The organism is Mesorhizobium sp. M2A.F.Ca.ET.067.02.1.1 (genome assembly GCF_004023285.1).
Taxonomy (GTDB): domain Bacteria; phylum Pseudomonadota; class Alphaproteobacteria; order Rhizobiales; family Rhizobiaceae; genus Mesorhizobium.
Map to the genome: position 1 here is coordinate 1 of NZ_RZSB01001328.1, position 709 is coordinate 709.

Genomic DNA, 709 nt, shown 5'->3' on the forward strand with positions numbered 1-709 from the left:
GTGCGGGCGTTGGTCGCCCCCTTGGAGCGCAGCACCTGCGCTGCCTTGCCGGTGAAGGCGGCGAACTGCACCTGGCCGTCGACATGCTCGGCAAAATAGCGCGCCAGCGTCGTCTTGCCGGTGCCGGCATAGCCGAACAGCCGAAAGACCTGCGGCCGGCCATCTTTGAGCCAGCGTCCGACTGCCTTCAGAGCCTCATCCTGTTGGGGAGAAAATTCCATCAGTGCGACAGACCGGATTCGCAAGCGAAAGACAAGATTGGCCGCAATACCGACCGTTGTCGGCGACAAAGCGCCACCTTCGATAGCCCAGGCTATCAGCCGGAAATAGGAACGTAAAGAGAACAAAGTTTACCGGCTAGCGCCCGGATCATTCTCGAGCAGGATCGGCTTGCCATGCGGCGTCGCATGGGCGGCGCGTTCCCAGGCGGCGGCGAGCGCATCGACATCATTCTTGCCGGCAACGCCCTTGACCGCCAGCAGCTTCTCCAGCGCCGCCAGCCAGTGCTCGTAGTAATCATGCCCGTCGCTCGCCGCGCCAGGTTGCTTCACCTCGGCGGACAGAGCCTCCGCCCATTCGCTCCACGAAAACAGGCCTTTGCCGTGCAGCGCAACGGTCAGGGCGAAGGCTTCGGCCTGCCACGGCTCGGCGAAGACCGGCTCGTCGAAGCCCGCCGGCAAGGCGCCTTCATGCCGGCTCAAGATAGCTC

At 63.9% G+C, this 709-nt stretch carries 2 protein-coding genes; both read right to left on the reverse strand.

Features of this window, described 5'->3' with window-relative positions:
• Positions 1-221: AAA family ATPase (locus EOA28_RS37620; protein ID WP_148671205.1), on the reverse strand; the 221-nt coding region annotated here is incomplete at its 3' end.
• Positions 222-350: 129 nt separating this feature from the next.
• Positions 351-701, reverse strand: a complete 351-nt coding sequence (locus EOA28_RS37625) for a nitrile hydratase accessory protein (protein ID WP_127252725.1) — start codon at positions 699-701, stop codon at positions 351-353.
• Positions 702-709: the final 8 nt, after the last annotated feature.